Origin of the sequence: Nocardia concava NBRC 100430, assembly GCF_000308815.1 — a bacterium.
GTDB lineage: Bacteria > Actinomycetota > Actinomycetes > Mycobacteriales > Mycobacteriaceae > Nocardia > Nocardia concava.
Window position 1 is genome coordinate 13,816 of the sequence record NZ_BAFX01000004.1, and the last position, 24,622, is coordinate 38,437.

The 24,622-nt window shown below is 66.1% G+C and carries 22 protein-coding genes, 1 tRNA gene and 1 other RNA gene; 15 read left to right on the forward strand and 9 right to left on the reverse strand.

The window, feature by feature from the left end; translation table 11 throughout:
* Positions 1-76 precede the first annotated feature (76 nt).
* Positions 77-2,401: an MMPL family transporter gene (locus tag ON43_RS01000; protein WP_040802464.1), complete on the reverse strand. Its 2,325-nt coding sequence runs from the start codon at positions 2,399-2,401 to the stop codon at positions 77-79.
* 241 nt (positions 2,402-2,642) lie between these two features.
* On the opposite strand from ON43_RS01000, the gene ON43_RS01005 reads away from it, so the two are divergent.
* From ON43_RS01005 to tgt, 5 genes are all read left to right on the forward strand, one after another.
* A complete protein-coding gene (locus tag ON43_RS01005; RefSeq protein WP_040802466.1) occupies positions 2,643-3,230 on the forward strand; it encodes a TetR/AcrR family transcriptional regulator in 588 nt (195 codons plus the stop codon).
* A gap of 38 nt (positions 3,231-3,268) precedes the next feature.
* Positions 3,269-3,808, forward strand: coding sequence for an RrF2 family transcriptional regulator (locus tag ON43_RS01010; RefSeq protein ID WP_083913071.1), 540 nt, complete (start codon positions 3,269-3,271; stop codon positions 3,806-3,808).
* An 89-nt stretch (positions 3,809-3,897) separates the two neighbouring features.
* The gene (locus tag ON43_RS01015; RefSeq protein ID WP_040802468.1) at positions 3,898-5,631 is read left to right on the forward strand and encodes an ABC transporter ATP-binding protein; all 1,734 of its coding nucleotides are present in this window, start codon (positions 3,898-3,900) and stop codon (positions 5,629-5,631) included.
* Complete coding sequence (locus ON43_RS01020) at positions 5,628-7,592, forward strand: ABC transporter ATP-binding protein (protein WP_083913072.1); 1,965 nt, start codon at positions 5,628-5,630, stop codon at positions 7,590-7,592. The genes ON43_RS01015 and ON43_RS01020 overlap by 4 nt, the downstream gene beginning before the upstream one ends.
* A 66-nt stretch (positions 7,593-7,658) precedes the next feature.
* Complete coding sequence (gene tgt / locus ON43_RS01025) at positions 7,659-8,918, forward strand: tRNA guanosine(34) transglycosylase Tgt (protein WP_040802470.1); 1,260 nt, start codon at positions 7,659-7,661, stop codon at positions 8,916-8,918.
* A 76-nt stretch (positions 8,919-8,994) separates the two neighbouring features.
* Here the strand turns inward: tgt and ON43_RS01030 are convergent, their stop codons facing one another.
* Positions 8,995-9,768 (reverse strand): queuosine precursor transporter, encoded by a 774-nt coding sequence (locus ON43_RS01030; RefSeq protein WP_040802473.1) that lies wholly within the window; start codon positions 9,766-9,768, stop codon positions 8,995-8,997.
* 61 nt (positions 9,769-9,829) lie between these two features.
* On the opposite strand from ON43_RS01030, the gene ON43_RS01035 reads away from it, so the two are divergent.
* Positions 9,830-10,435, forward strand: a complete 606-nt coding sequence (locus ON43_RS01035; protein WP_040802475.1) for a DUF4190 domain-containing protein — start codon at positions 9,830-9,832, stop codon at positions 10,433-10,435.
* Between the two features lie 75 nt (positions 10,436-10,510).
* On the opposite strand, the gene ON43_RS01040 is transcribed toward ON43_RS01035, so the two are convergent.
* The 3 genes from ON43_RS01040 to ON43_RS01050 all read right to left on the reverse strand — a co-directional run bounded on the left by ON43_RS01040 (position 10,511) and on the right by ON43_RS01050 (position 12,924).
* Positions 10,511-11,317 (reverse strand): RDD family protein, encoded by an 807-nt coding sequence (locus ON43_RS01040; RefSeq protein WP_040802477.1) that lies wholly within the window; start codon positions 11,315-11,317, stop codon positions 10,511-10,513.
* 57 nt (positions 11,318-11,374) lie between these two features.
* Positions 11,375-12,328, reverse strand: coding sequence for a tRNA glutamyl-Q(34) synthetase GluQRS (gene gluQRS / locus ON43_RS01045; RefSeq protein WP_040802479.1), 954 nt, complete (start codon positions 12,326-12,328; stop codon positions 11,375-11,377).
* 98 nt (positions 12,329-12,426) lie between these two features.
* Positions 12,427-12,924, reverse strand: a complete 498-nt coding sequence (locus tag ON43_RS01050; RefSeq protein ID WP_040802558.1) for a DUF309 domain-containing protein — start codon at positions 12,922-12,924, stop codon at positions 12,427-12,429.
* A 393-nt stretch (positions 12,925-13,317) separates the two neighbouring features.
* Between ON43_RS01050 and ON43_RS01055 the strand changes: the two genes are divergently transcribed.
* Positions 13,318-13,527, forward strand: a complete 210-nt coding sequence (locus tag ON43_RS01055; RefSeq protein WP_040802481.1) for a DUF397 domain-containing protein — start codon at positions 13,318-13,320, stop codon at positions 13,525-13,527.
* Between the two features lie 131 nt (positions 13,528-13,658).
* Here the strand turns inward: ON43_RS01055 and qcrB are convergent, their stop codons facing one another.
* Entirely contained in the window at positions 13,659-15,293 is a 1,635-nt protein-coding gene (gene qcrB / locus ON43_RS01060; RefSeq protein ID WP_040802483.1) for a cytochrome bc1 complex cytochrome b subunit, read from the reverse strand.
* Positions 15,294-15,390: 97 nt separating this feature from the next.
* On the opposite strand from qcrB, the gene ON43_RS01065 reads away from it, so the two are divergent.
* Positions 15,391-16,812, forward strand: a complete 1,422-nt coding sequence (locus tag ON43_RS01065) for a WS/DGAT domain-containing protein (RefSeq protein WP_040802485.1) — start codon at positions 15,391-15,393, stop codon at positions 16,810-16,812.
* Positions 16,813-16,855: 43 nt separating this feature from the next.
* Here the strand turns inward: ON43_RS01065 and ON43_RS01070 are convergent.
* Positions 16,856-16,941 (reverse strand) — tRNA-Ser (locus ON43_RS01070).
* A 54-nt stretch (positions 16,942-16,995) separates the two neighbouring features.
* Positions 16,996-18,069 carry a hypothetical protein gene (locus ON43_RS01075; RefSeq protein ID WP_040802487.1) on the reverse strand — a complete coding sequence of 358 codons (1,074 nt, stop codon included), beginning with the start codon at positions 18,067-18,069 and terminating at the stop codon, positions 16,996-16,998.
* 100 nt (positions 18,070-18,169) lie between these two features.
* Here ON43_RS01075 and ffs point away from each other — a divergent pair.
* Both ffs and ON43_RS01080 read left to right on the forward strand, forming a co-directional pair.
* An RNA gene (ffs, locus tag ON43_RS43305) (signal recognition particle sRNA small type) lies at positions 18,170-18,264 on the forward strand.
* Positions 18,265-18,371: 107 nt separating this feature from the next.
* Complete coding sequence (locus ON43_RS01080; RefSeq protein ID WP_040802490.1) at positions 18,372-19,661, forward strand: aspartate aminotransferase type Ic; 1,290 nt, start codon at positions 18,372-18,374, stop codon at positions 19,659-19,661.
* A gap of 90 nt (positions 19,662-19,751) precedes the next feature.
* Here the strand turns inward: ON43_RS01080 and ON43_RS01085 are convergent, their stop codons facing one another.
* Positions 19,752-20,606 (reverse strand): methyltransferase domain-containing protein, encoded by an 855-nt coding sequence (locus ON43_RS01085; protein ID WP_083913073.1) that lies wholly within the window; start codon positions 20,604-20,606, stop codon positions 19,752-19,754.
* 76 nt (positions 20,607-20,682) lie between these two features.
* On the opposite strand from ON43_RS01085, the gene ON43_RS01090 reads away from it, so the two are divergent.
* The 5 genes from ON43_RS01090 to ON43_RS01110 all read left to right on the forward strand — a co-directional run bounded on the left by ON43_RS01090 (position 20,683) and on the right by ON43_RS01110 (position 24,615).
* The gene (locus ON43_RS01090) at positions 20,683-21,261 is read left to right on the forward strand and encodes an HhH-GPD-type base excision DNA repair protein (protein WP_083913074.1); all 579 of its coding nucleotides are present in this window, start codon (positions 20,683-20,685) and stop codon (positions 21,259-21,261) included.
* 114 nt (positions 21,262-21,375) lie between these two features.
* On the forward strand, positions 21,376-22,095 hold the full coding sequence (locus ON43_RS01095) for a DUF8020 domain-containing protein (protein ID WP_040802492.1): 720 nt from the start codon (positions 21,376-21,378) through the stop codon (positions 22,093-22,095).
* 155 nt (positions 22,096-22,250) lie between these two features.
* Positions 22,251-22,982: a DUF8020 domain-containing protein gene (locus tag ON43_RS01100; RefSeq protein WP_040802494.1), complete on the forward strand. Its 732-nt coding sequence runs from the start codon at positions 22,251-22,253 to the stop codon at positions 22,980-22,982.
* A 141-nt stretch (positions 22,983-23,123) separates the two neighbouring features.
* A complete protein-coding gene (locus ON43_RS01105) occupies positions 23,124-23,696 on the forward strand; it encodes a flavin reductase family protein (RefSeq protein ID WP_083913076.1) in 573 nt (190 codons plus the stop codon).
* A gap of 46 nt (positions 23,697-23,742) precedes the next feature.
* Positions 23,743-24,615: an amino acid ABC transporter permease gene (locus ON43_RS01110; RefSeq protein ID WP_083913075.1), complete on the forward strand. Its 873-nt coding sequence runs from the start codon at positions 23,743-23,745 to the stop codon at positions 24,613-24,615.
* Positions 24,616-24,622: the final 7 nt, after the last annotated feature.

The window sequence follows — 24,622 nt, forward strand, 5'->3', positions numbered from 1 at the left end:
TAAGAAGCCGTTCACCACCGGAAACGCACTCGGCCCCCACCCGAATCGGGCAGGGGCCGAGCGACTTACGAGCGGATCAGCCGACCGTGGCCGGCTCCTTCTCCAAGACCGGCGTCGAGGACTGCTTGAGCTCGGCGAGCTTGCTGCCCTCCACGTCGATGTCGGGGAGGATGCGGTCCAGCCACTTCGGCATCCACCAGGCCCGATCGCCCAGCAGGGCGAGCAGGGACGGGATGAGAATCATGCGCACGATGAAGGCGTCGAAGAAGACGCCCGCCGCCATGGCGAAGCCCATGGACTTGGCCACCACGTTCTCGTCGAGCATGAACGCGCTGAACACCGAGATCATGATGATGGCGGCCGAGGTCACGACGCGCGCGCCGTGGTGGTAGCCGCTGATCATGGCGTCCTTGGCGGACTTGCCGTGCACGTACTCCTCGCGCATGCGGGTCACCAGGAAGACCTGGTAGTCCATGGCGAGGCCGAATACCAAGCCGATCAACATGATCGGCAGGAAGCTGACCAGCGGATGCGGGTCGAACAGGCCGAAGGTGCCTTCCTGGAACAGCAGTACCGTCGCGCCGAAGGTGGCGGCCATGGAGAGCAGGAAGCCCAGCGCGGCGGTCAGCGGGACCAGGATGGAGCGGAACACCAACAGCAGCAACAGGAACGCCGCTCCGGCCACGATCGACAGGTACGGAATGATCTTGTGCAGCAGGGCCTGTGAGACATCGGTGTAGATCGCGGTGCTGCCGGTGATGCCGTACTCCATGCCGTACTGGCTCTTGAAGTCCGACTCGGCGTTGCGCGCGCTCTCGACGAGGTCCTTGGTTTCCTTGTTGTTCGGCCCGGACTTGGGCACGCCCATGAACAGCGCGGCCTGGCCGTCCTGACTGCGCTGCGCGGCCGTCAGATAATCCATGCCCGGGTAGTGCGCGAGCTTGGTCCGCAGCTCACCGAGCGCCTTGTCGCGATCCGCCTCGGGCGTCTTCGAAAGATCAACGGCCACCATCAGAGTGCCGTTGGAGCCCTCGCCGAAGCCCTTGGTCTGCAGGTCGTACGCCTTGTAGAGGGTGGTGTCCTTCGGCATGGAATCGCCGCCGGGCAGACCCAGCTGCAGATTCACCGCCGGCGCGGCCAGCAGGCCGAGCAGCACCACCGAGGCGGCGAGGGTCAGTGCGGGAGCCTTGCCGATGAAGCGGGCGAAGCGAATTCCGTTGGTGACCGAGTTCTCGTCCTCGGGATCGTGCTGGGCGACCAGCGGCAGCTTCGGCTTGAACAGCGTGCCGCCGAACGCGCCGAGCAGCGCGGGCATCAGGGTGACCGCGACCAGCACCGCCATCGTGGCCGTGATCGCGCCGCCGATACCCATGTAGGTCAGGAAGTTGACGCCGACGAAGCTGAGCCCGGCCAGCGCGATGATGACGGTCAGACCGGCGAAGATGACCGCGGAACCGGCGGTGCCCACCGCGGTGCCCGCCGCCTCTTCCGGCGAATCCGATACGGCCAGTTCGTGTTTGTAGCGCGACACGATGAACATGGCGTAGTCGATGGACAGCGCGATGCCGATCATCGAGGCCAGGGTCGGGGTGAAGGCGGGCACGGTCAGCCAGTGGGTGCCGAACATGACGATGGACATGGCGGTGCCGACACCGAAGATCGCGGTGATGATCGGCACGAACGCGGCGACGATGGCGCCGAACGCGATGATCATGACCACCAGCGCCACGCCGACGCCGATCATCTCGGACGCGCCGCCGGCGGCCTGCTTCTGCTCGATATTGCCGGTGAGCTCCACCTGGAGACCGGCGTCGCGGGCGCTCTGCCCGACCTTGTAGGCCGCGTCCTGGTCGTCCGGGGTGATGTCGGCGAACTTCGGAATGCTGTACAGCGCCTTGACGACCGCCACCGAATCCGGGTTGGTCTTGTTCAGGACGTTGAGCGGCGCGTTCGAGCAGTTGGCCGCGAAGTTCGGGTCGGAGCGATTGCCGTCGAGGCAGTCGATGCCCGCGCGCTGCCCGATCTGCTTGGTGGCGGCGATCGGATCCATCGGCGGGGCGTTCTTGTCGATGATGTCGAGCTTGCCGAGGTCGGCGAGGAAGCCCTGCAGGGCCGCCTTGTTCTTGGGATCGGTCAGCTTCTCACCGTCGGGCGCGGCGATCACATAGGTGCCGCTGACGGTGTTGGAGTCGAAATCCTTGGAGGCACCCGGGAAGTGCTTGTCGAGGATCTCGGTGGCCCGCTCGGACGGCAGGCCGGGCATGGAGAAGCTGTCCTGGAACGGTTTGGCGAGGGCGGCGCCGGTGCCGCCGATGACGAGTAGGGCGGCGATCCACGCCGTGATGACGAGCCATTTCCGGCGGAAGGCGAACTTTCCCCACCGATAGAGGTATACGGACACGAGGGGTTCTCCTGGCGAATGGTTTACGGGCGAAACAGGTCTGCTGTGTGCGAGCGCGTAGACAGGCACTGCCGCCTGGGAGCTTCGGCCCCCCGGCCTCCACGAAACTTGAATTCTGCCTACCGTGCGGTAGGTAGACTACCGACCGAGTAAGTGGAGGAACAACCTCGACTCTAGGTGGCGTGCGTCGCATCCCGAGCTGGATGACTCACGGACCGAGCGCGGGTGAGAGGATGAGAGCATGGGCGCCCCAGTCGTTTCCGGAACAGTTGTCGCAGGTAGAAGCACCAAGGATGCGATCAGGGAGGCCGCGCTCCAGCTATTTTCGACCAAGGGGTTCGACCACAGCAGCCTGCGCGAGGTCGCCGATGCGGTGGGAATCACAAAAGCTTCGCTCTACTATCACTATGCCTCGAAGGTCGATCTGCTGATCGCGATCATCGAGCCGATGTTCGACGAGCTCCGCGCGCAGGTCGACCGCCTCGACGACATCGAGCACACGCCCGAGAACGTGCGCGAGGTGATCAGCGAGCGGCTGCGCTCGACGCTGGCCAATCGACAGGTGGGCGCGCTGTGCATGCGCGATACCGTCGCCATCGTCAACGCCCTCGGCAATCGCTATCCCGACCTGATCGAACTGCATCACCGCACCTGCCGGTGGCTGGCCGGACCCGGCGCCGACGCCGACACCCTGCTGCGCGCCACGGCCGCCATGCAGGTGCTCAGCACCGCCATGATGTCCCAGGAGATCGTGCCCGACACCGATACCGCCCACGTCGAGACGATCCTGTTGAATGCCGCACTCGGCGTGCTGTATCCGGCGCGATAGGGTTTTTCCTCACCACCGATTCAAGATCAGGAGTTTCCGTGCACATCACCGCGAAGGTCGATTACGCGGTGCGCACGCTCGTGGAAATCGCGAAGGCGCAACCGGATTCGGTGAAGGCCGACGCCATTGTCGCCGCCCAGGACATTCCGCCCAAGGTGCTGGAGTCGGTGGTCTCGGATCTACGCAAGGGCGCACTGGTCACCAGTCGCCGCGGTCCCGACGGCGGATACCGCCTGGCCCGACCGGCCGCGGAGATCAGCATCGCCGATGTGATTCGCGTGGCCGAGGGCCCGCTGGCGTCGGTGCGCGGGCAGCGGCCCGAGGATGTCGCCTACCCGGGCGCCGCCGAACCGCTGCAGCGGGTGTGGATCGGGCTGCGGGTGAACATTCGATCGATTCTGGAGCGGGTGACCATCGCCGATATCGCCCACGATCTGCTGCCGTCCTTCCTCGACGAGCTGCTGCGCGACCCCGACGCGTGGACCCGCCGCCCCCGCCCGACCGGCGGCCCGGTCCCGGCCCCGCAGGTCACGCCCGGTGCGGCCGAATGGCGCGATCTGGACCGCCCCGATATCTGAACCCCGATCGGTATGACGCGGGCCACTATCCGACAGCGCCGGAAAACGTCGCGGCGGCGGTCGGGATCTGGCGGTAGCCTGCCAGCATCATGTTGATCCGACTCCTACGCACCTTCCTGTGGACCTACCGCAAACAGTTGGCGGGGGTCGTCGTGCTCCAGCTGATCTCGGTCATCGCCATGCTGTATCTGCCCACGTTGAACGCCGACATCATCGACAACGGCGTCACCAAGGGCGATATCGGCTATATCTGGTCCACCGGCGGCTGGATGCTGCTGGTGACCGCCATTCAGATCGTCGCCCAGGGCATCTCGGTGTATCTGGGCGCGCAGGCCGCCATGGGCGCGGGCCGCGATATGCGCGCCGCCCTGCTGCACCGGGTCGGCACCTTCTCCGCGCGCGAGGTCGGCGTCTTCGGTGCGCCGTCGCTGATCACGCGCAATACCAATGACGTCGGACAGGTGCAGCTGCTCATCCTGATGAGCGCCACCATCCTGGTCATGGCCCCGATCATGTGCATCGGCGGCATCTTCATGGCGCTGCGCGAGAGCATGCAGCTGTCGTGGCTGCTGCTCATCGCGGTGCCCGCGCTGGGCCTGTCCATGGCCTTCATCATCAGCCGCATGGTGCCCGGCTTCCGGCGCATGCAGGAGCGCATCGACGCGGTGAACCGCGTTCTGCGCGAACAGATCACGGGCATTCGCGTGGTGCGCGCCTTCGTCCGGGAGCGGCAGGAGACCTGGCGTTTCGGGGTCGCCAATACCGAGCTGACCGAACAGTCGCTCTATGTCGGCAAGTACATGGCGCTGATGTTCCCGGCCGTCATGCTGATCTCCAATGTGACCACCGTCGGCGTCATCTGGTTCGGCGGCCACAATATCGACAACGGGGAGATGCAGATCGGCTCGCTGACCGCGATGCTGGCCTACATCATGCAGATCCTGATGGCGGTCATGATGGCCTCGTTCCTGGCCATGATGGCCCCGCGCGCCGCGGTCTCGGCCGAGCGCATCGGCGCGGTGCTCGACACCGAGTCCTCGGTGGACGAACCGCGGCTGCCGCAGCCGTTCAAGGGCGATCCCGGCACGGTGGACCTGCAGTTCGCCGAGTTCAAGTTCCCGGGCGCGGAGAAGCCGGTGCTGCGGGCCATCCGATTCCAGACCACGCCCGGTACCACCACCGCCATCGTCGGCGCCACCGGCGCGGGCAAGACCACGCTGATCAATCTGATCCCGCGCCTCATCGACGTCACCGACGGCGCGGTCTACGTGGGCGGCACCGACGTGCGGCACCTCCAATTGGAGACGCTGCGTTCGGAGATCGGGCTGGTGCCGCAGAAGGCGTACCTGTTCTCCGGCACCGTCGCCTCCAATCTGCGCTACGGCAAGCCGGACGCCACCGACGAGGAACTCTGGCACGCGCTGGAGATCGCACAGGCCGCCGACTTCGTGCGGGAGATGCCCCAAGGGCTGGAAACCCCTGTGGCACAGGGTGGTACGACCGTATCCGGCGGTCAGCGCCAGCGCCTGGCCATTGCCCGCGCGCTGGTCCGCAAGCCGCGCATCTACCTGTTCGACGACTGCTTCTCCGCCCTGGACGTCGCCACCGACATGCGGGTCCGCGACGCCCTGAAGCCGGAGACCGCGAACGCGTCGGTGATCATTGTGGCGCAACGCATCTCGACCATCCGCGACGCCGATCAGATCGTGGTGCTGGAGGACGGCGCCATGGCCGGCATCGGCACCCACGACCAATTGCTCAGGGACTGCAGGGAATACCGCGAGATCGTGGAATCCCAGTTCAGCGCGGAGGAGGTGCGATGAGGCCCGGAACCGTCAATCCCGGTGCGCCGGACGCCAAGGCGAAGTCCTTCGGCCCGTCGCTCAAGCGCCTGCTGCGCCTGCTCGCACCCGATCGCGTCTTCCTGGTGATCGTCTTCGTGCTGGCCGTCGGCTCGGTCGTACTGAACACGCTGGGCCCGCAGATCCTCGGCAAGGCCACCAACCTCATCTTCGACGGTGTGGTCGGCAAGCAGCTGCCCGCGGGGCAGAGCAAGGACCAGCTGGTCGAGGGGCTGCGCGCGAGCGGCAACTCCACCTTCGCCGACATGCTGGCCAGCATGGACGTGATTCCCGGTACCGGAATCGATTTCACCGCGGTCGGCCATGTGCTGGCCTGGGTGCTGGCGCTCTACATCGGCGCCTCGGTGTTCCAGTGGCTGGAGGCGCAGCTGCTGATCATCCTGATCAACCGGACCGTGAAGCGGTTGCGCGCCCAGATCGAGGACAAGATCCACCGGCTGCCGCTGCGCTACTTCGACTCCATGCCGCGCGGCGATGTGCTCTCCCGCGTCACCAATGACGTCGACAATGTGGCACAGACGTTGCAGCAGACCATGTCCCAGCTGATCATCAACGTGCTGTCGGTGATCGGCATCCTGATCATGATGTTCTGGATCTCGTGGATCCTGGCCCTGATCGCCCTGCTGACAGTGCCTTTGGCGATCATCGTGACCGCGCAGATCGCCAAGCGCTCCAAGCCGCACTTCGTGGACCAGTGGAAGCTGACCGGCGATGTCAACGCTCAGGTCGAGGAGGCCTTCACCGGCCACGAGGTGGTCAGCGCCTTCGGCCGCGTGCGCGAGGTCGGCGAGCGTTTCGACGAGACCAACGACAAGCTCTACAACGCGTCGTTCAAGTCGCAGTTCATCTCCGGGCTGATCATGCCCGCCATCATGTTCCTCGGGAACCTGAACTACGTGCTGATCGCCGTGGTCGGCGGCCTGCGGGTGGCGTCGGGTCAGCTGTCGCTGGGTGAGGTGCAGGCCTTTGTCCAGTACTCGCGCGGATTCACCCAGCCGCTCACCCAGATCGGTTCCATGATGAACCTGCTGCAGTCGGGTGTGGCCTCGGCCGAGCGCATCTTCGAGATCCTGGACGCCGACGAGCAGTCGGCGGATCCGGATCCGGAGGATTCGCGTCCGGTGGATCGCGGCCGGGTGGCGTTCGAGGACGTGTCCTTCCGCTACGAGCCGGAGACGCCGATCATCGAGAACCTCTCGCTGGTGGCCGAACCCGGGCACGTGGTGGCCATCGTCGGGCCGACCGGTGCGGGCAAGACCACACTGGTCAACCTGCTCATGCGGTTCTACGAGGTGGATTCGGGCGCGATCACCATCGACGACGTCGACATCACCCGCATCACCCGCGACCACCTGCGCTCGCGCATGGGCATGGTGCTGCAGGACACCTGGCTCTTCGGCGGGACCATCCGGGAGAACATCGCCTACGGCAACCCGAACGCCTCGGAGGCCGACATTCTCGAGGCTGCCCGCGCTGCCTACGTGGACCGGTTCGTGCACGCGCTGCCGCACGGCTACGACACCGTGATCGACGAGGAGGGCTCCGGCGTCAGCACCGGTGAGAAGCAGCTCATCACCATCGCCCGGGCGTTCCTGGCCAAGCCGTCCATCCTGATCCTGGACGAGGCCACCAGCTCGGTCGACACCCGCACCGAGCTGCTCGTGCAGCACGCCATGGCGGCGCTGCGGCGGGACCGCACGAGTTTCGTGATCGCGCACCGGCTCTCGACGATCCGCGACGCCGACACCATCGTGGTGATGGAGAAGGGCAAGATCGTCGAGCAGGGCACCCACGACCGGCTGCTCGCCGCCAAGGGCGCGTACTCACGCCTCTACAACGCCCAATTCGCCGCCGCCATCACCGACGGCGAGGGCGAGAACGTGGACGATCCGGAGCCGGACGCGGTCGCACTCACCAAGTGATCCCCTTCCAGCCATCTGGCCCGCACCCAAAGGTGCGGGCCAGATGGCTTTTCACGAAGTGAGAAGATGAGCGTCGTGTCTGCACCCTCCGAGTTCTCGTTCAAGGTCGGTACCCGTCTGGAAGGACGGCACGGCAGGACGGGCGTGATCAGTACGCCGCACGGCGACATTGCCACGCCCGCCTTCACGCCGGTCGGTACCAAGGCCACGGTCAAGGCCGTGCTGCCCGAGACCATGAAAGAGCTGGGGGCGCAGGCACTGCTCGCCAACGCCTACCACCTCTACCTGCAGCCCGGTCCGGACATCGTGGACGAGGCCGGGGGCCTGGCCAAGTTCATGAACTGGAACGGCCCGACCTTCACCGATTCGGGCGGCTTCCAGGTCATGTCGCTGGGCGTCGGCTTCAAGAAGGTGCTGGCCATGGAGTCGGTCGGCGTGCAGGACGACGATGTGATCGCCAAGGGCAAGGAGCGCCTGGCCCACGTCGACGACGACGGCGTCACCTTCCGCTCGCACCTGGACGGCTCCAGGCACCGGTTCACGCCCGAGGTGTCCATGGGCATCCAGCATCAACTGGGTGCGGACGTCATGATGGCCTTCGACGAGCTCACCACGCTCATGAACACCCGTGGCTACCAGGAGGAATCGCTGGAGCGCACGCGCCGCTGGGCCCAGCGCTGCCTGGACGAGCACGAGCGGCTCACCGCGGCGCGGCCGCACAAGCCGTATCAGGCGCTGTTCGGGGTGATCCAGGGCGCGCAGTACGAGGACCTGCGCCGCAAGGCCTGTCGCGATCTGGAGGCGCTGCGTGGCGCAGCCGGAACGGGATTCGACGGATACGGCATCGGCGGCGCGCTGGAGAAGCACAACCTCGGCACCATCGTCGGCTGGTGCTGTGACGAACTGCCGGAGAACAAGCCGCGGCATCTGCTCGGCATCAGCGAGCCCGAGGACATCTTCACCGCGGTGGAGAACGGCGCGGACACCTTCGACTGCGTGAATCCCTCACGCGTGGCGCGCAATGCGGCCATGTACACCGACGAGGGCCGCTTCAATATCAATACGGCGCGCTTCAAGCGGGACTTCACGCCCATCGACGAAACCTGCGACTGCTACACCTGCGCCAATTACACGCGCGCCTACATTCATCACCTGTTCAAGGCGAAAGAGATTCTCGCGGCGACACTTTGCACCATCCACAACGAGCGCTTCACGGTGCGCCTGGTGGACCGCGTGCGAGAAAGCCTGGACGGCGGCTATTTCGACGACTACAAGACGGAATTCCTGGGCCGCTGGCGCGGCCGCATCAAAGCCCCTGGGCTGTAAGGGGATTCACGCGGCCGCGCCTCGTGCGCCTTCGGGGTTTCAGGGGAACCCCTGAGAGCCCCGAGAGTTGGCCTACTTACTCGTAGATGGCGGCCCGTTCGCGCGGGCGGTACGAGGGTTCGCGCTTCTTGAGGAAGGCGATGCAGCGGTAGCTGATCGGCAGCACGCACGCCTCGACGAGGGTCTTCCAGACGAAGCCCACGATCAGGTAGTTGAGGTAGTCGCCCCAGGTGTGAATGCCGATGGCGGTGGCCGCGATCGAACAGAACACCAGGGTGTCGCCGAACTCGCCCGCGACGGTGGAGCCCATCAGCCGCGCCCACAGGTGCTTCTCCTTGGTGCGCTCCTTGATCAGCACCAGGGTGGCCGAGTTCAGGAACTGGCCCACGAAGTACCCGGCGATGCCGGCGAAGGCCAGCTGCGGGGTATGGCCGAGCACATCCTTGAACGACGACGCGTTCTGGTCGAGGCCGTCACCCGTGGGCAGCCAGATGACCACCTGGAAGCAGGCGATCATGAGCAGCAGCGCGGCGAAACCGTAGTAGACGGTGCGGCGGGCGGCCTTGAAGCCGTAGACCTCGCTGAGGACGTCGCCGATGACATAGGCCAGCGGGAAGAGGAAGAACGCGCCGTCCATGGTGACGGGCAGCACGGTGATCGGGCCGAACGAGAGATGACTGTCGGTGAAGAACTGCACGCCCTTGGCGACGCAGACATTGGAGATCAGCAGGACGGCGGTGAAGGCCACCGCCACCTGGGTGAAATATCCCCCAGCCGGATCCGCGAACGAGGCGTGCTCCGACGTGGGGTGTCCAGATCGGCCGGAATCGACCGTTTTCGTATCACTCACGCGGAAAGTATCCCTGCCTGGACCGATACGCACGGACCGACGGGTGTCTTAGGCTTGATGAATGACGAATCCCGGCGATTCCGACGAGTGGTGGAAGCAGTACGGCGGTGAGGGCGTGACGCCCGAGAATCCGCCGGCGGCACCCCAGCAATCGGTGCCGCAGCAACCGACGCCGCCCCCGGCCGGCTACACCTCCGGGCCGCAGTATCAGAATCCGCCGATGACACCGCCGCCGCAGCCGGTATATCCGAATTACCCTCCGCCGCAGTCGAATTACTCGCAGCCGCAGGCGACACCGGCTCCGGGTTATCCGGTCGCCGGGCAACCGCCGGGCGTCGGTGCACAGCCGCCGGGGTACGGCTATCCCGGCTACCAGCCCTACGGCTACGGCGCGCCGACCCAGCAGACCAATTCGCTGGCCATCGCCTCACTGGTGGTGTCGATCATCGGCCTGCCCAGCATGTTCTTCTGCCTGTTCATCCCGGTTATCTCGATCGTCGGGCTGGTGCTCGGCATTGTCGGGCTGAACCAGATCAAGAGCAATCAGCAGCAGGGCCGCGGCCTGGCGCTGGGCGGCATCTGGGTGGGTGCGATCGGCATCGTCATCGGGCTCGGGCTGCTGCTGATCCTCATTATCGCCGGGGACTGGAATTCGTCGACGTACTAGAGAAAATCGTAGTGCGGCAATAAGAATGGGGCGCATCCGCGAGGATGCGCCCCATTCTTGTCCGGTTCGAGGGACTCAGCCCTTGAGCACCTGGGTGCCGCCCGCGAACTTGTCGTGCCAGCCCTGCTTGTTCGGGTCCTGCTCGATGGTGACCGCGATGTAGATCATCAGACCGATGCTGATCAGGTTGCCGATGCACCAGACGATGTCGGCGAGCACGAAGATGTTCCGCTTGATCGAGGTCTGGATGTCCAGCGGCGCGCCGCCGGGGCCGATCACCCGCAGCCCGAGGATCTTCTTGCCGAGGGTCTGACCGTTGTTCTGGGTCTCCAGCAGCACGAAGTAGGCCGTGATGATGATGGTCGACAGCGCCCCGCCGATGATGCTCGCGCCGATGCCGCCGCCCATGGCGGACTGCAGGATCCCGACGACGATGCCGGTGGGGATGCCGGCGATCAGGTAGTCGATGATGCGGGCGCCGAAGCGGATCCACAGGTCACCGGGCACCGCGCCGCCGAAACCGCCTGCGCCGTAGCCGGGCTGGCCGCCGCCCGGGTAGGGCTGGTAGGCCGGCTGGCCGTAGGGCTGCTGCTGGCCGTAGGCGTCGGACTGGCCGAAGGACGGCTGGCCGAAGGACGGCGGCTGCTGCTGGCCGTACTGCGGCTGCTGCTGCCCGTACGGATCCGACGGCGGCTGCTGCTGACCGTACGGGTCGGACTGCTGGCCGTAGGGCTGCTGCGGCTGCTGACCGTAGGGATCGGACTGACCGTAGGGCTGCTGCTGCTGCCCGTACGGCTGCTGGGGCTGCTGCCCGTAAGGCTGCTGCCCGTACGGCTGGCCACCCTGCGGATATTGGTTGGGGTCGTACCCACCGCTCGTCATCTGTTTCGCCGTCCTCGTCGAATTCGTTCGGGATCTGGTCGAGTGCGTACGTTACGGTTATGAACTGGGTTGCAACAACCCGTTGGGGTCGAGTGTCCACGGTTCTCGGGGCAGGTCTGCGGGCCGGAATTCTTCCAGCAGATCGGACGGCGTGTTTGCGCCGATGTAACCCAATGACGCCGCGAGCGCGCCGAACACCTGTTGCGGGGATTCACCGAGCGCCATCCGGTCCCGCAGCGTGACTGCCCCGTCCCGTTTCGCCAGCCGCTGCCCGGCCGTGTTCAGTACCAATGGGACATGGGCGTATTCGGGCACCGGCAGGCCGAGCAGGGTGGCCAGATACGCCTGCCGCGGCGTGGAGGGCAGCAGGTCATCGCCCCGCACCACCTGGTCGATGCCCTGGTCGGCGTCGTCGACGACGACCGCGAGGTTGTAGGCGGGGGTGCCGTCACCGCGGCGCAGCACCAGATCGTCCACCGCGCCGCGGTATTCGCCGAGCAGCCGGTCGGTGACGGTGAATTCGCTGATTCCGGCGCGCAATCGCAGTGCGGCGGGGCGGCCCTCGGCGCGGCGCTCCCGGATCTGCTGATCGGTGAGATTCCGGCAGGTCCCGGGGTAGGCGCCCATCGGCCCGTGCGGCGCGGTGACCGCCTGCTGGATTTCCCTACGCGTGCAGAAGCATTCATAGGTGAGCCCGGCCGCGGTCAGGCGCTCGATGGCCGCCTCGTAGAGCGGCAGCCGCTGCGATTGCCACACCACCGGCGGGTCCCAGTCCAGGCCGATGGCCGCGAGATCCTCGAGCTGCCGCTCGGCCGCGCCCTTCTTCACCCGGTCCAGATCCTCGACCCGCATCAGGAAGCCGCGGCCCGTGGAACGGGCGAACAACCACGCGAGGAGTCCGGTGCGCAGATTGCCCACGTGCAAGTCGCCGGAGGGACTGGGCGCGAATCTGCCCGACGCCGGTCGAGATTCAACACTGCCGGGCGTTGCTGTGGCGGGGTCGGTGGACACGTCTGTCGATGGTAGTTCGCATACTTCGCACCACCGCCGATCCTCCGCATTCTTGCGGTTGCACACACGGAGTGTGGAACGGGAGTCGCGCTGCGAATTCAGTGCGAGATTGTGAGCCGCGGTCGAAGATCGTTCTCGGATATGGGTTTTCCCTGGTCAATGGCGCTGAGCAGGGTGTCGGCGCAGGCCAGCAGGCCGGGGGAGTCGATGCCGTAGGGGGCCGGTCCATAGGCCGTGAGGCGTTGCGTCGCGCGTTCGAGCAGGGTCCGGGCCCCTTTCGAATTTCCGCGTTGAATGTGGGTGAGCCCAACGGCAAATTGCGCGAGGCCCTGCCACAGCGACTTCTCCGCGAACGGACCGTTCTTCCAGGCCGCCTCGAGTACCTCGTGGGCGTTGAATGCCAGTCCGTCATCGATCAGCCGCTGTGCGTAGTCGAGGGTTTCGGCGGGCGGCAGGTCGAGATCATCGGGGATGCGCGGGACGCCCGGGCTGCCGAACGGGAGGGGTCGCCCAAAACGGTCGCGAGGACGGGCATTCCGGGCGCGGCCGTCCTCGTCACGGTCCCGGATGTCGTCGTCCTGTGCGTCCTGGGGCATGCCCTCCATGATTCCCCATGGCGGGTGCGCCGGCGCGCACCGAGTTCGCCGCGCGCGGACGGGAATGGCGCCGCAACGGAATTCGGACTTCTGAAATTCAAAAGCCTCAAATTGCGGCAAATTTAGCGCAAATAATTAGCTGGCTAACCTTGCCGTAAATTTGCTGATTGAAAACGAAAGAATGCGATCTCCTTATGACGAACCCTGCTAGTGTTTAGCGCGGGAACGGCCATCGGGGGTGCATTCCCATCGCGAAGTGCAAGAACTGGTTGTACGGAGCGTTTGCGTGCGGCCCGTGGCGCACCAGGGATTCGTGATTCTCGATGGATCCCAGGGTCACCAAGATCATTGCCAGCAAGATCTCGTGCTTGACGCAGCAAAGGAGCTAGTACCGTGAACCTGGATTACACAGGCGCCGTATGGCGCAAGAGCAAACACAGTGGCCCCAACGGCAACTGCGTAGAGGTCGCATTTCTCGGCGACGGAAACGTCGCGGTCCGGGACAGCAAGGAAAACGGCCGGGGACCGATCCTGGCCTTCACCCCCGGCGAATGGGACGCCTTCGTCGCCGGCGTCTCCGACGGAGAGTTCAAGCGGGCCTGACCGGCCGCGCTGAGGGCCTCGCCCCAGGCCCGACCCGGGAGAAAAGCAGAAGCCCCGAGTCCCGGAGACTCGGGGCTTCACTCTGTCCGGGCGGCCCGGCGAGCCCGGTGGCCAGGGCTGAACCCCGGTGGTTAGGGCCTGTGCCCGTTGCCCGAGTGGCCGTTGCCCGCGACCTGCTCCTGTGCCCGCCGCAGCACCGCCAGCTGCGCGTGCTCGGCCTCCCGATCATTGGCCGCATTGGTCTCCCGCTCGGCCGGTGGATCGGCGCGGAAGAACGCGCCCGTGCCCGGCCGGCCCGCGACACCCAGCTCGTTCATCTTCCGGGGCACCTTCGCGCCCTGGTACTCCAGGGGAATCGGATGACCGTGCTCGTCCACCGGTCCCAGCGGCTGATGCACTTCGATGTACTCGCCGTGCGGAAGCCGCCGCACCACACCGGTTTCGATGCCGTGCTCGAGGATGGCGCGATCACTGCGCTGCAGACCCAGGCACAACCGGTAGGCGATGGTGTAGGCCAGCGGCGGCACGGTGAGCAGGGCGATGCGGAAGGCCCAGGTGGTGGCATTGAGCGAGATGTCGAACTTGAAGGCGATGATGTCGTTGACGCAGGCCAGGGTGAGGATCAGATAGAAGCTCAGCGACATGGCCCCGATCGCGGTGCGCACCGGCACATCTCGCGGTCGCTGCAGCAGATTGTGCCGGGCCCGGTCGCCGGTGAGCCGCTTCTCGATCCACGGGTAGGCGATGATCAGGGTGAAGATCAACGGCATGAACAGCGCCACCGAGAACGCGCCCGGCACCGTGTGCCCGAATATGTAGAGCTCCCAGGCCGGGAACAGGCGCAGGAAGCCGTCGGTCCACATCATGTAGAAGTCGGGCTGGGTGCCGGCCGAGACCTGAGACGGGTTGTAGGGCCCCAGATTCCAGATCGGGTTGATCTGCAGCACCCCGCCCATGATCGACAGCACCGCCAGGGTGAAGGCGAAGAACGCGCCCTGATCCAGCGAGAAGACCGGCACGATGCGGGTGCCGATGACGTTCTTCTCGGTGCGTCCGGGCCCCGGGTACTGCGTGTGTTTCTGGTACCAGACCAGCGCGATGTGAACCACGATGAGCGCCAGCATGATTCCGGGCAGCAGCAGCACATGGGCGATGTAGAGGCGCGGAATGATGATGTTGCCGGGGAAGTCACCGCCGAACATGAGCCAGTGCAGCCAGGTGCCGATGACCGGACTGCCCAGCGTGATGCCGGCGAAGGCGGCGCGCAGGCCGGTGCCGGAGAGCAGGTCGTCGGGCAGCGAGTAGCCGAAGAAGCCCTCGAACATGGCCATGATGAACAGCAGCGCGCCGAGCACCCAGTTGGCCTCGCGCGGCTTGCGGAACGCGCCGGTGAAGAAGATCCGGCACATGTGAATGATCATGGACGCGGTGAACAGCAGTGCGGCCCAATGGTGCACCTGCCGCACGAACAGGCCGCCGCGCACGTCGAAGGAGATATTGAGCGCGGACTCGTAGGCGCGGGACATGGTGACCCCGCGCAGCGGCTGATAGGCGCCGTTGTAGGTCACGTCCTGCATGGAGGGATCGAAATACAAGGTCAAATAGACGCCGGAGAGCAGCAGAATGATGAAGCTGTAGAGCGCTATTTCGCCGAGCAGGAACGACCAGTGGGTCGGAAAGACCTTGTTGATCGAGCGTTTCAGGAATGCGGCACCCTGGTACCGCTCATCGGCCTCATTGGCCTGTACCGCCAGTTTGGTTGCCATTGCGGTCACCCCGCCCCCGGGAGAGATGTAAGGCTTCTACTACAAACGGTAGCACCCAGAGGGGTTGCACCGTATGGAGTTTCGTTAGGGTCAATGGGTGAAATCCCTGGCCGCCCGGGACGCCACCATGTACTGGCTGTCCGCGCGCACCCGCAACGATCTGTTCCTGCTCTACTGCTTCGCCGACACCGGACGCGATGCCGGTCGGCTGCGGGCGGACGTGGCGGATCGGGTCACGCATATTCCGGATTTGCTGATACACGTGCTGGATACTCCTGCAAACATTGCGTATCCCATTTGGGCGGCTTGCGAATTCACGAATGCTCAGTTCGCCGACCATGACCTCGGCGCGGCGACGTGGGCGAATGTCACCGCGGCCGTGGGCGACCTGCTCGGCACCGGTCTGCGCGCTGACGATCGGCCCTGGCGGCTGCACGTCTTCCGGAATGTCCGGGAAGTCCCGGGATTCGCTACCGACGAGTCCGCGCTCGTAGCGGTGCTCCAGCTATCCCACGCGCTCGCCGACGGTCGCCGCGCCGCGCTCATCGCGCGGGCCCTGTTCGGCCGCAGCGAATTTCCGGCAGCGCCGCCACGGCGTGAATCCGGCCCGTTCGTCGCGCGAGTCCTGCCGGACGGGATTCGCGAGACGGTGCTGAGCGGCTTCGCCGCTACCCGCGCCCTGCCCGGTATCCCGATCGGCATGGCGCGCACCGTCGTTCGCGGCCTGGCCGCCGCCCGGGCGCAGGGGCGGCTGGCCGAGCTGACCGCGGCGGGGGAACTGCCGCCGCCCGCCCCGGATGCCGAACCGACCGTCCTCAACGGCGGCGGTGCGGTCCCCACAATGCACGCCGTGCGAATGCTGGTGTGCGAGAAGGCGCGGCTGCGGGCGCCAGGCCACTCGGTCACCGTGGTGGCGCTCACCGCGGTCTCGTTCGCCTTGGAGCGCTACCTCCGGGATCGGGGCGAGCTGCCGCCCGAACTCCGCGCGCAGGTGCCGATGGCGTTCGCCGCCAGCGGCGACGGCCGCAACGGCTACCGCGACCTCTCGGTGGATCTGGCCGTCGCCGAGCCCACGCCGCGCGCCCGCGCCGACCGCATCGCCGCCGAGCTGGCCGCCCGCCGCGCCCGCGCCGCGCATCCGCTGCAGGCCGCCCGGGACGCGGTGACCGCCGTGCTGCCCGCCCCGCTGCTGCACCGCGATGTCATGCACGCCCCCATCGACACACTCCCCGAACGAGTTTCGGGTCACACCGTGGTGTCCAGCGTCGACCGGGGTGGCGCGGATCTCGAGTTCGGCGGTGGTGCGGTGCGATTCACAGCGGGCTTCCCGGCCCTGGGTGCGGTCATGCATCTGACCCACGGCGTGCACGGCCTGGGCGACACGGTCACGGTCTCGGTGCACGCCGATCCGGCCGTGCTGCCCGATCCCGACCGGTACGCGATGTTGCTGGAGTCGGCCCTGGACGAGGTTGCCTGCTCATTGCGGGGAACCGAGGCCTGCGGCAGCCCCAAGATATAAGGAAGGCCCCGTCCGGATCGAGTCCGGACGGGGCCTTCGCAAGCGGAGGATAGGGGATTTGAACCCCTGAGGGCTGTTAACCCAACCCGCGTTCCAGGCGAGCGCCATAGGCCACTAGGCGAATCCTCCGTCGAGCAATATACCGGGTGCACCCCTGTCGGAAGCAAATGCAGTGGTCGGGGGCTACTTCTTCTTCACATTGTCGAGTGCCTTGCGGGTCTGGTCCTTGCAGACCTGGGCGATGTCGTCCTTGCTGACCGTCTTGCCCTTGTACATGGTCAGCCGGATCTCGATCTTGACCGAGGCGTTGTCGTCCTTGACCGCGCAGGTGTAGTCGGTGGTGGTGAAGTAGGTGTAGTCGTCGGACTTGGACGCCCAGTAACCCTCCTGGCCGATGCCGGCCAGGTCACCGGAGGTGCGGCCGCTGCCGGTGGTGCCGGTGTCGAACTTCTTCCAGGTTTCGTACTCCGGGCGGTTGTACGCGCTGGAGGAACCGCTCAGGAAGGACACATCGAGGGTCAGGTCGGCGGTGTTGGTGTCGGTGGAACCGTATTTGTCGGGCTTGGTGGTCTCCTCGTTGCCCGCGCGGCATTCGAAGCGGCCACCCGAGTAATCGGTGGGCTTGGTCTCGGAGTGCTCGGGCGTGCCCTTGGAGTTGGCGGCGAACTTGCTGAGCACCGAGGTGTCGATCACGCTGCAGCCGTTGGTGACACCGTCCATGGTGTACTTCCCGGCATTCTTCTTCTTGTTGTCGCCGAGCGGCGAGGAGCCGTCGCCGCCGGACAGCGCGACCGCGCCGATGATCACGCCGACGATCACCACCAGGCCGATGACACCGCCGACGATCCAGCCGGTCTTGCTGCCGCCCGAGCGCGGCGGCTGCGGCGTCGCGTACCCGTAGGCGGGCGCGACCGGCGGCACCGGGGGCGGCGTGTACTGCTGCTGCGGGGCGCCGTACTGCTGTTGCGGGGCGGCGTACTGCTGCTGCGGGAAGCCGCCGGACACCGGCTGGCCGTAGCCGCCGGTCATCGGCTGCTGCTGCGGGTAGCCGCCGCCGGACTGCGCGGGCGGAACGGCCTGGGCGGGCGGGGTGTAGGGCGGCATGCCGCCCGCGGCGTAGTTCAGCATGGTCGGGTCCGCGCCCTGAACCGGTTGGCCGGGTTCGGTTCCGGTGGGCGGGGTGGCCCACCACTGCGCGGTTTCCTGCGCCTTCGCCGGGTCGTGCGTTCCGCCGGATCCTGGATCGGAACTCGTCATCTGATTCTTTCCCCTCCGGAAATGAGCGGGTGCCCCCGCGTATCGCAGGCATCGTATCGACCCCGGGCGGCACAGGTCTCGGTGAGCCGCTACACTGGCCGACGGATCCAGCGCGGCGCGCATCCTGTGAACTCCCCCAGGGCCGGAAGGCAGCAAGGGTCAACGGGCTCTGCCGGGTGCGCTGGGTCCCCTTTCATATATATCCCTGCCGATTCGGCGATGCCTCCTAGTAACGTGAGCGGTTGGGTTCGCGCTGAGCGCAACCCTGGACACACATCCCACGCCATTGGAAAGGCTGTCAGATGCCTCGGCAGACGCAATTCGGTTTGATGAGCCATGCGGAACTCGCGACGGAACACGAGACGCAGACCGCGAACTACGCGAAGCTCAAGACCGAGAAGCTGACGCTGGACATTACGAGGGGTAAGCCCTCGCCCGAGCAGCTGGACCTCTCGCGGGAGCTCCTCGAACTGCCGGGCGCCGCCGACTACCGTGACGCCAACGGCACCGACGTCCGCAATTACGGTGGCCTGCACGGCCTGCCGGAGCTGCGCGCCATTTTCGGTGAGCTGCTGAACATTCCGGTCTCGAACCTGCTGGCCGGCAACAACGCCAGCCTCGAGATCATGAACGATCTGCTGACCTTCACCATGCTGCACGGCAACGCGGATTCGGTGCGCCGCTGGGTCGACGAGCCGGTGCTCAAGTTCCTGTGCCCGGTCCCGGGTTACGACCGCCACTTCGCCATCACCGAGGCGCTGGGCTTCGAGATGATCCCGATCCCGATGAAGGGTGACGGCCCGGACACGCACCTGATCGCGGAGCTGGTGGCCTCCGATCCCAGCATCAAGGGCATGTGGGCGGTGCCCAATTACTCCAACCCGACCGGCATCACCTTCTCCGAAGCCGTTACCCGGGAACTGGTTTCGATGCCCACGGCCGCGCCGGACTTCCGCCTGTTCTGGGACAACGCCTACGCGGTGCACCCGCTTACCGACACCGCCGAGCCGGTGCTCGACGTGCTGGGGATGGCCGAGCAGGCCGGGCACCCGAACCGGGTGTTCGTGCTGGCCTCCACCTCGAAGATCACCTTCGCGGGCGCGGGTGTGAGCTTCTTCGGCTCCTCCACCGCCAATGTGGAGTGGTACCTGAAGCACCTGGGCAAGAAGACGATCGGCCCGGACAAGGTGAACCAGCTGCGGCACCTGCGGTTCTTCAAGGACGCCGAGGGCGTGCGCGCGCACATGCAGCGCCACCGCGAGATCCTCGAGCCCAAGTTCAAGCTGGTGCTGCGGATCCTGGAGGACCGCCTCGGCGCGTCGAAGGTGGCGTCCTGGACCGAGCCCAAGGGCGGGTACTTCATCAGCCTGGATGTGCTGGAGGGCACCGCGAGCAAGATCGTGGCGCTGGCCAAGGACGCGGGCATCGCGCTGACGCCCGCCGGGGCCTCCTATCCGTACGGAAAGGACCCGGAGGACAAGAACATTCGCATCGCGCCCAGCTTCCCCTCCACGGCGGAACTGGAGAAGGCGATGGACGGCCTGGCCACCTGCGTGCTGCTCGCGGCTTCCGAGAAGCTCATGAGTTTGTAACCAACTCTCGGACTCTCAGGGGGCTTCGCCCCCGACCCCCGAAAGCGACGGGCCGCGCACTCGAAAAAGTGCGCGGCCCTTGCGTTTTGGTCAGTTCGGCTTGTGCGCCAGCACGGCGAAGATGGTCACCGACAGGTGGACGTCACCGCTGGCCGCACCGGCCTCCAGGTCCGCCAGCAATTGCGCGCGCTGGGCCTTGCTGATCGAGCCGCGGGCGACGGCCCGATCGGCGACCCGCGCCACCAGCGCGCCCGCGCCGATGCTGCCGTCCTGGATCAGCGCGTGCGAGGCGATGTCGTCGACGACCAGTCCGGCGGCGGTGAGCTGTCCGGCCAGGCGGCGGCCCGCGAACGGGTTGGTGGTGCCGGCGATCATGGTCTCGATGACCTCGTGCACCACGTGCCGGTCGCCGGGATGCACGATGGCCGTGCCCCAGTCGCTGTCCATGACCACCACGCGGCCGCCGGGGCGCAGCACGCGGGCGATCTCCCCGGCCGCGCGGGCGGGTGCGGTCAGATGCTGGAAGACGCGCTCGCACAGCGCCACATCGAAGCTCTCGCTGCCGACGGGCAGGCCGTAGGCGTCGCCGCTGACGAAGGTGGCGCCGGACCCGGCCTGGGCGGCGCGGCGTTCGGCGGCGAGGAGCAGGTCCGGATCGGGTTCCACGCCGAGCGCGGTGCCGGTGGGGCCGACCCGGTCGGCGAAGGTCAGCACCTCCGAACCGGTGCCGGAGCCGATATCGACGGCGCTCTCGCCGGGGCGGGTGGCCAGGGCGTCATGGGCCCAGGCCCGCAGCCGCCGGATACCCGGCAGGGCCGCCTGTAGATCGTTGACGTCGACGAGCTGATCTTGTCCATCACGGTCGAAACGGTCCGGTCGCAGTCCGGCCCCTGCGTCAGGTTGCGACGCGGTTCGCACTGAAGAATTAGCCATGGTGTCGGGCATGCGCCGAGCCTAGTCTTTTCCGGTCCTCCGGGTGACCCGTGTCACGGCGACCCACGAGTAATGGGATGATCGACGCATGGTGAGCCGCACGCTGTGTATTGCGCAGGAATCCGATGCCGACGAGCTGCTTTCGACCGATGATTTCGCCTTGTTGGTCGGAATGATGCTGGATCAGCAGTTCCCCATGGAGCACGCATTCCGGGGTCCATGGAAACTCGCCGACCGCATGGGCGGCTTCGATATCCACAAGATCGCCGCCGCCGACCCCGAGGAATTCGAGGAGCTGGCCGCCACCCCGCCCGCCATCCACCGCTACGGCCGGTCCATGGGCCGCCGGGTGCAGGAGCTGGCCCGCTACATCGTCGAGAATTACGACGGCAATACCGCCGCGCTGTGGACCGACGGTGATCCGGACGGCAAGGAAGTGCTGAAGCGGATCAAGAAGCTGCCCGGTTTCGGCGACCAGAAGGCGCGAATCTTCTTGGCGCTCTTGGGCAAACAGCGCGGCCTGACGGCCACCGGCTGGCGTGAGGCGGCGGGCGCCTACGGCGAGGACGGCTCGCGCCGCTCGGTCGCCGACGTCACCGACGCCGAATCCCTCACGCAGGTACGGGAATTCAAGAAACAGGCCAAGGCCGCCGCCAAGGCGAAGTAACCGAGGTCACTCCCGGCCTATCGAATCAACCTGGTTTTTAACCTCCAGAAACCTGTGAGGTTGCTTAATGCTTGCCGCCGACAGTTCAGTTTTCGGCAGGGAAGCAGTACCAGAATGAAGATGAGGAAATTCGCCGGGATCGCAGCTTTGGTGATCGCGGCGACCGGCGTGACGGCGGGTACCGCTTACGGAGCTCCGGCCCCGACCGACAACGGCGCCGTCAATTACACCGGCCAGGTCACCGATACGGGTGCGATCATCCGGACCGATGCCGGTTCGCTGGTGGTCGAGGACGGCACCTTGAAGATCAAGGCGGCCAATGGAACCACCGTCGCGGGTGCGGAATTGAAGTTCCGGGTCGATGATTTCGAGTTCCCGGTCGCCGCGGAGATCTCCGATCACACCGCTACTCTTACTCCGCAGCTCGATCAGTCGCACGCCGTGTACAAGCCGGTGGCGCTGCCCTACGAGGATCAGGCCCCTTGGAAGAGCCAGTACGAGCGTGAGCTGGCCGCCTGGAACCGATTGACCAGCACCATCAGCGCGGGCGCCACCATCGGCACGCTGGTTGGCGGGCTGGGCGGTGCGGCACTGGGCTGCCTGGTCGGAGGTACCGTGGGAGCCTCGCTGATCACCCTCGGCTCGGCGGGCATCCTGGCTGCGATGTTCGTGCCGCTGCTGGGTGCCGCGGGTACAGGCTGCCTGATCGGCGCGGCCGCAGTCGGATTCGTCGGCACGTTCGCCGGCCAATTGTTCGTCACGGCTCCGGTTGCAATTGCCGCTGCGATTCAATACTTCACGACTATCAATCAGCCCTTCACTCCGGCGAAGTAGCCCACTTGGCAACCGATGGGCAGAAGTTCATCGGTTGACAACCGAAATGCCGCATTGCGTTTGTGGTGACCAGATTCGATCACTGCGTTCCAGGGGACACACCTGACCTTGTCCCCTGGAACGCAACTGCTCATCTGAAGAGGAACTCCACATACATGCGTCTCAAGAAATTCGCCGCGACCTCGGCCCTGGTGATCGCCTCTCTGGGCATTACCGCCGGGACCGTCCACGCTGCTCCGGCCGCTCCGGCCGATAACGGCATCAACTTCGTCGCCAACCTCACCGACACCAGCACGGTTATCCGTACCGACTCCGGGTCGCTGGTGAACGAGAATGGTGTCTTCAAGATCAAGGCAGCCGACGGCACCACCGTCGCGGGCACCGAGCTGAAGGTGCGCATCGAGGACTTCGAGTTCCCGGTCGTCGCGGACATCTCCGACCACACCGCCACTCTGACCCCGCAGATCGATATGGACCACGCGACCTACGCTCCGGTCGCCAAGGATGTTGCGCTGCCGTACGAGGACCAGGCTCCCTGGAAGTCGGACTACGACCGTGAGCAGGCTGCCTTCAACCGCATGAAGGACGAGATCAGCCTGGGTGCCACCATCGCCACCCTGGTCGGCGGTCTCGGCGGTGCGGCCCTGGGTTGCATCGTCGGCGCCGGTGTCGCTGCCAGCCTCGCCACCATCGGTTCGGCGGGCATCCTGTTCGCCATGTTCGTGCCGCTGCTCGGCGCTGCGGGCGCGGGCTGCCTCGTCGGCGCGGGCGCCGTGGGCTTCCTGGGTACCATCGCAGGCCAGCTGTTCGTCACCGCTCCGGTGGCCATCGCGGCCGCCGCTCAGTACTTCATCACCATCACCGGACCGAAGGTTCAGGCCAAGTAAGCGCCAAGGGGTACACGAGGAATCAGCACCACCTCATCGGGACAACCCGCTCGGTCGATCGTGACCGGGCGGGTTTTCGTTTTTGTATTCGGCGTGAGCCCAACCCTGTCGGCGGGCGACGCGCGGTGCTGCACTGGGTTGATGGGCGAGCTGACCAATGGGTCTTTGGGCCAGATAACCTCGATTCACGGCGCGGCTGCCGCGCTTGCATCCGTTGATGGGGCCGATCTGCGACGTACGTTCGCGCACTTCCCCAGCGGGGTGGTGGCGGTGTGTGCCCGGATCGGCGGGACGCCGTATGGGTTGGTGGCCAGTACGTTCGTGCCGGTTTCGCTGGATCCGCCGTTGGTGTCGATCTGCATTCAGTACTCGTCGGAGACCTGGCCCAAGTTGGAGACGGCGAGTCGGCTGGGGTTGAGTCTGCTCAGCAGTGAGCAGGAGCCGGCGGCTCGGGGGTTGAGTTCGCGGCGGGGGGATCGGTTCCGGAATGTGGAGTTGCGGTCCGGGCACGGGAACGCGGCGTTCGTGGCGGGGGCTACCGCCTGGCTGGAAACCTCGGTGTACGAGCAGGTTCCGGCGGGGGATCATGCCGTGGTGTTGCTGCGGGTGCATCGGGTGAGCGCCAGCGCGGAGTCCGAGCCGCTGGTGTTCCATCGTAGTGATTTCCGCGCTTTGTCCGGGAAATCCACTGCTGCCCAATTGAATTCAGCCTGATCGGGACCGGCGACAGCGCGGTGCAGGATTCGTATCGTCGGTTCTCATGAGCACCCTGGCGGTTCCCGCGCAGTCGGCGGCGACCGAACACGATGACGGCGACCTGCCGGTCGTCCGCACCCGCCACCCGTGGCGGTGGGTCACGGCGGCGGTCGCGCTGGTGCTGGTGGCGCAGTTCGCGCACGGGCTGATCACCAATCCGGGTTGGGACTGGGGCACTTTCACGCAGTACTTCACCGCGGCGTCGGTGTTGTCGGCGTTGAAGGTGACCCTGGAGCTGACCTTCTGGGGCACGCTGCTGGGCTTCTTCATCGGGATCTGGCTGGCCATCGGCCGGTTGTCGAAGAACCCGGTGCTGCGGGCCATCTCGTGGGCCTACGTCTGGGCTTTCCGGTCGATTCCGCTGATCGTGCAGCTGCTGTTCTGGTTCAACCTGGCGTATCTGTACAAGACGCTGTCGCTGGGGATTCCGTTCGGGCCGGAGTTCGCTCGGTTCGAGACCAATGGCGTGATCAGCGGATTCACCGCCGCCGTCATCGGTTTGGCATTGCATCAGGCCGCGTATTCGGCGGAGATCATTCGCGCCGGGATCATTTCGGTGGACCAGGGGCAGTGGGAGGCGGCGCGGTCGCTGGGCCTGCCGTGGCATCGGCAATTCTTCACGGTGGTGGCCCCACAGGCCATGCGCGGAATTCTGCCGAATGCCGCCAATGAGGTGATCAGTCTTTTCAAGGGCACCTCGATCGTGTCGGTCATGGCGATCGCCGAGCTGTTCTATCAGGTCCAGGTGATCTACGGCCGCAATGGCCGGGTGGTGCCGCTGCTCATGGTGGCCACGGTCTGGTACATCCTGCTGACCACCGTGCTCAGCGTCATTCAGTTCTATATCGAGCGGCACTACTCCAAGGGAAACCGATGAGTGGGGA